This is a genomic window from Treponema endosymbiont of Eucomonympha sp. (assembly GCF_001028545.1).
In genome coordinates this window covers 1-4,534 of the sequence record NZ_BBPW01000064.1, presented here as the reverse complement: position 1 = coordinate 4,534, position 4,534 = coordinate 1, and the positions used below count along the sequence as shown (strand labels likewise).

The window sequence follows — 4,534 nt, the reverse complement described above, 5'->3', positions numbered from 1 at the left end:
ACAAAAGGGGGCTGAACAGCAAATTACATTTGGCGGTTGACGAGTACGGGATACCGGCAAGCGGCATTGTGACAAGCGGTACTGTCGCGGACTGCAGCCAAGCGCCTCTCCTTATGGAGGATTTGGAAGCGGAAGCGTTCCTTGCGGACAAGGCGTATGACACGAACGAGCTGCTTGATATGCTTAAAGAAGCGGATATAGCAGCAGTCATCCCTCCGGTTAAAAGCCGGAAAGAGCAAAGAGCGTACAATCATGAACTGTATCGGGCGCGGCACGTCATTGAAAACGTCTTCCGTGCCCTCAAGCGCTGGCGGGGAATTGCTACGTGCTATGCAAAGCTCACCGCTTCCTTCATCGCCGCCATTCATGTCAGGTGTTTGTTCCTCACGGGGAACGCCTGTTTCCTCAAGAAACTCGTTCCTTGCCCGTAAGGGCAACGCGCTTACTGGTTATAGGAAAACCAAGCTACGTCGCTTCCGTCTGCTATAATGTAAAACATGAAGGAATCATACCTTTCTCTATAATAGAAATCCCCGCTTTCTCCATTCGTCCTATAACTTTATCAAAAGATTTGTGGGCGGTAGTGGTCTACGGAAATACGAATAAAAATGCCAGCGCGTCCCGCTCTTTTTGGGCTTCGGAAATTCTCGAAAGAATAGAATCAATTACACCTGCGTACGGAAATCCCCCACGTGGCTGAGCATAAAGCAGATAAAGCAAATCTGGAACGTAAAATTGTTTTCCGCTCTTCGATAGAACGTCTGCCCCATCGTCGTAACAATCGTTCCACCCTCCACTTTCATATCCGATACCGGCTAATAAATCAGTGTCAAAACGAGCATAGCAGTGTTTTAGGACGTTGTTTGTTCTGTACATTTCAGGATTTACGCCTGCTGCCTTAAGCCGTTTTTCCCACTGGTTAATCTCGCTCTGGTAGTACTCGTAAATCGTCGTCTTGCCGCCCGGCTCCGAATTGTACTCGTCGCAGTCCCCGCCCGCGTGCGCGCCGTTCCTGAAGTAGAAGTCGTAGTCCCCATAGTCATACTTGGCGTACTTTGGTCTGCGCTCCGCGCCCGCCGACCCGCTCTGCGCGTCCGGCGACAGTTCCTGCCGGCAGTCGGCAAACGCGCCCGTCCCAATTCCCAGCGCGCCCGCCGTTACGGCGGCGGTCAAAAACCTCTTCGCTGCATTCATCTTTTGCCTTCAAATATGGTTACTATGCATAAAAGTATAAAATATGTTCCGCGTTCTGTCAATATTTTCGGGCTGTTTTCGCGGGTTCCCCGCGCTCCGCGCGGGAGGCTCTCGTCCGCCGATCTGCTGAGCGTGCCGCAAAAGCCTTTCTGCCGAGTTCCTTCCAAGGAACTTCCGCAAGTCTCCGTCTTGCTACCGAGTTTGCTTCGCAAACTCGCGGCATAAAGGCTCGCCGAAAGCCCTTTGCCGGCGGCTTCGTTGCCGCTATAGTAGGCGCATGAAAAAGGCTTCGCTTGCCGCCGCCGGAATGCGGCTGTCGCTCCTGACGCTCGCCTCGCGCGTGCTGGGTCTGGCGCGGGAAATGACCAAGGCGGCGTTTCTGGGCACCAGCGGCTATGCGGACGCGTTCGGCATAGCGTTCATGCTACCCAACCTGTTCCGCCGCCTGTTCGCCGAAAACAGCATATCCGTCGCGTTTATCCCCACGTTCAAGGCGTATCTCGAAGACGCCGGCACGCCGGAAGGCGTCCGCGCCGCCCGCGAATTCGCCGCCGCGGCGTGCACCGCCGTATCGTTCCTGTCCGCCTGCGTCGCCGTTGTGGGAATCCTTGCCGCGCCCGCAATCGTGCCGCTCTTTTTTGCCGGCGCGTCTTCGGCGGGGGGCGCGGACGCCGCCGCCGAGGCGGTGCTGCTGACGCGGCTCATGTTCCCGTACCTGTGCGTCATCTCGGTGGCGGCATTTTTTCAGGGCGTGCTGAACGCGCTCAGAATCTTTGCCCCGTCGGGATTTACGCCGGTGCTATTCAACCTCGCCGTCATAGCCGCGACGCACCTGCTCTCCTCGTTCATGGCGAACCCCGCACGCGCCATGTCCGTAGGCGTGCTGCTGGGCGGTGCGGCGCAGGCGGCGTTTCAGCTTCCCTTCGTCGTCAGAAGCGGCTGGAAACCGGCGCTCACGGGACTGCGGGCGGCGTTTGGGAACGCGGGGCTGCGCCGCGTGCTGAAGCTCGTTGGGCCGACCGTCGTCGGGATGGCGGCATATCAGCTCAACGACGTGGTGTCCACCGCGCTCGCCGGAAAGGCGGGAGTCGGCGTCGTGTCGAGCCTGCAATACTCGCTCCGCCTGCAGGAACTCATACTGGGCATATTCGCCGTATCCGTCGGCACGGTGATTCTGCCCGACCTGTCGGGGCTGGCGAAGCGCGGGTGCTGGGGCGAGTTCAACGCTATGCTCGTCTCCGCCGTCAAGCTGCTCGCGCTCGTTACGCTCCCCGCCACGGTTTTTTCGCTCGTCGCGGGCGACCGGCTCATCGTTCTGCTGTACAAGACGCGCCGCTTCACCGACGAATCGGTGCGCCTGACGCACGAGGCGTTCCGCTTCCACGTTGCGGGCTTGTTCTTTATCGCGGCGAACCGCGTCCTCTCGCCCGCATTCTACGCGCGGGGCGATACCGCCTCCCCCACGATCGCCGGACTCGTCGGCGTCGTGGTGAACGTCGCGCTCGCCTGCGCCCTCGTGCGCCCGCTGTCCGGCGGCGGAATCGCGCTTGCGCTTTCGCTTGCGAGCGCCGCGAACACCGTTGCGCTCGCGTTCTTCCTCGTCAGGCGCGGCTGCGGTACGGCGCGCGCTCTGTTGCCTGCTGCTGGCTACGCGGTGAAAGTCGCGCTGTGCTCGTTCGCCGCGGGAGTTGCGCTGCTGCTCGCCAAGCCCTTTCTGTTCGCCCCGTTCGCAAGCTTTCCCCGCGTCGTAGCCGAAGGCGTACCGCTCGCGCTCTCTGCCGCGCTGTTCGCTGGGATTACGGGCGGCGCGTTGCTGCTCGCCAAAGACCCGTTCCTGCGCTCGCTGTTTGCGCGGCTCAGACGCTCGGCGAAGCCGGACGACCGGGTTTCTTGAGAAAGAGTGCAGGCATGAAGGCAAAGTCTGTGTACTGTACAGGTAACGACCGAATGTGCTGCAAGCAATAGATTTGCTCGCCGGAGAAAGAGAAGCGGTCTTATCTGTCGGGAAAGGTACAAGGGCAAAACCTATGCGCTACACGGAGGTAAATGACGCAGGGGCTGAAGCCTGTATGTCGAGCGGTATAACGGTAAACTATCGGGTTGCCAAACAAGCCGTTTTAAGCGGCAGCAGAGAAATATAGGCTGATTAGTTGCATACACTTACCGATGAAGCTAAACTGGCAAAAGGGAAACCGCAGAAGCTGTAGGCAACAGTCCGTCATGAGGCAATAATTATGCGAGCATGTCTCCAGTGCCGACACAAAAACCGTCCCTCTCACTTGGGCGGGACGGTTTTGTTTTTCACTTGTTATCACCTTTCGGTTTTTCTGCTATCCTGTTCGCACTGACGGGGTTAATTATCATCGTCGTCAAAATCATCGTCCTCGTCGTCGAATTCCTCGTCGTCTTCGAAATCGTCAAAATCATCGTCCTCGTCGTCAAGTTCTTCGTCGTCTTCTAACGAATCATCATCATCGTTTGTGTGCTGTGTTTTAACACGACAAAAATCAATATCCCCAGAAAAGAGACTTTTTTTTAATTCAGGTTTGCTATTGCTCGTCATGATAACTCCCGTATCTAAAAATTTTCTGCAAAACATAATTAATTGTGAGCGAAATGTCAACTAGGCGGTGTGGACTGGAAGATGAATGTAAAGGAAAAACACCTGATATGAATAGCGGCGATGAAGGAAGCGGCGAGCTTTGCGCAACGCGCAGCGATTCCCCGCTGGCGCTTGAGGGTGCCGAAGACGATTTTAATGACGTACCGTTATGATTTATAGCGCTGCTTGCCTACCAGATTATAAGAGAAATTGACTAATTTTGCTGTTTTGTTTTTAGCCTGATAAAACCCGAAAACCGCCGCCCTGTTTAGCTTTTTCAAAGCATAAAAAAGCCTCCTGCCCCGAAGCAGCCCTCTAGGTAGTGTGGACTGGATAAAGGGAAAGAGGTAAAATGGGAAGCATGAAAGAAAATGAAGGCATTCACCGGCACGATATAAGCGACGAAGCGTGGGAACGGATAAAAGAACTGCTGCCCGGACAGGCAGGGAAACGCGGGGGAGTGGCGAAAGACAACCGTTTGTTTATCAACGCGGTAGCGTGGCAGACGCGCACAGGCGCTCCGTGGAGGGATATACCGCCGGAATTCGGAAACTGGAACAGCATACACAAGCGGTTTTGCCGCTGGCGGGATAAGGGAATATGGAAAACGTTGGCGGACGCCGCAATAGGCGAGCCTGCCGGGGATATCTTTATGATAGATTCGACGTATATCAAGGCACACGCGGACGCATGCGGGGCACAAGGCGGCAGTCAGGACATTAGCCGCACAAAAGGGGG

At 56.3% G+C, this 4,534-nt stretch carries 5 protein-coding genes; 3 read left to right on the top strand and 2 right to left on the bottom strand.

Annotated features, from left to right (window positions below):
* Positions 1-11 precede the first annotated feature (11 nt).
* Positions 12-431: a transposase gene (locus AWU74_RS03990; RefSeq protein ID WP_306700968.1), complete on the top strand. Its 420-nt coding sequence runs from the start codon at positions 12-14 to the stop codon at positions 429-431.
* A 157-nt stretch (positions 432-588) separates the two neighbouring features.
* On the opposite strand, the gene AWU74_RS03985 is transcribed toward AWU74_RS03990, so the two are convergent.
* Complete coding sequence (locus AWU74_RS03985; RefSeq protein ID WP_062327861.1) at positions 589-1,194, bottom strand: hypothetical protein; 606 nt, start codon at positions 1,192-1,194, stop codon at positions 589-591.
* Positions 1,195-1,471: 277 nt separating this feature from the next.
* On the opposite strand from AWU74_RS03985, the gene murJ reads away from it, so the two are divergent.
* A complete protein-coding gene (gene murJ, locus AWU74_RS03980; RefSeq protein ID WP_062327858.1) occupies positions 1,472-3,088 on the top strand; it encodes a murein biosynthesis integral membrane protein MurJ in 1,617 nt (538 codons plus the stop codon).
* A 459-nt stretch (positions 3,089-3,547) separates the two neighbouring features.
* On the opposite strand, the gene AWU74_RS03975 is transcribed toward murJ, so the two are convergent.
* Positions 3,548-3,757, bottom strand: a complete 210-nt coding sequence (locus AWU74_RS03975; protein ID WP_062327855.1) for a hypothetical protein — start codon at positions 3,755-3,757, stop codon at positions 3,548-3,550.
* A gap of 400 nt (positions 3,758-4,157) precedes the next feature.
* On the opposite strand from AWU74_RS03975, the gene AWU74_RS03970 reads away from it, so the two are divergent.
* Positions 4,158-4,534: IS5 family transposase (locus tag AWU74_RS03970; protein WP_187150823.1), on the top strand; the 377-nt coding region annotated here is incomplete at its 3' end.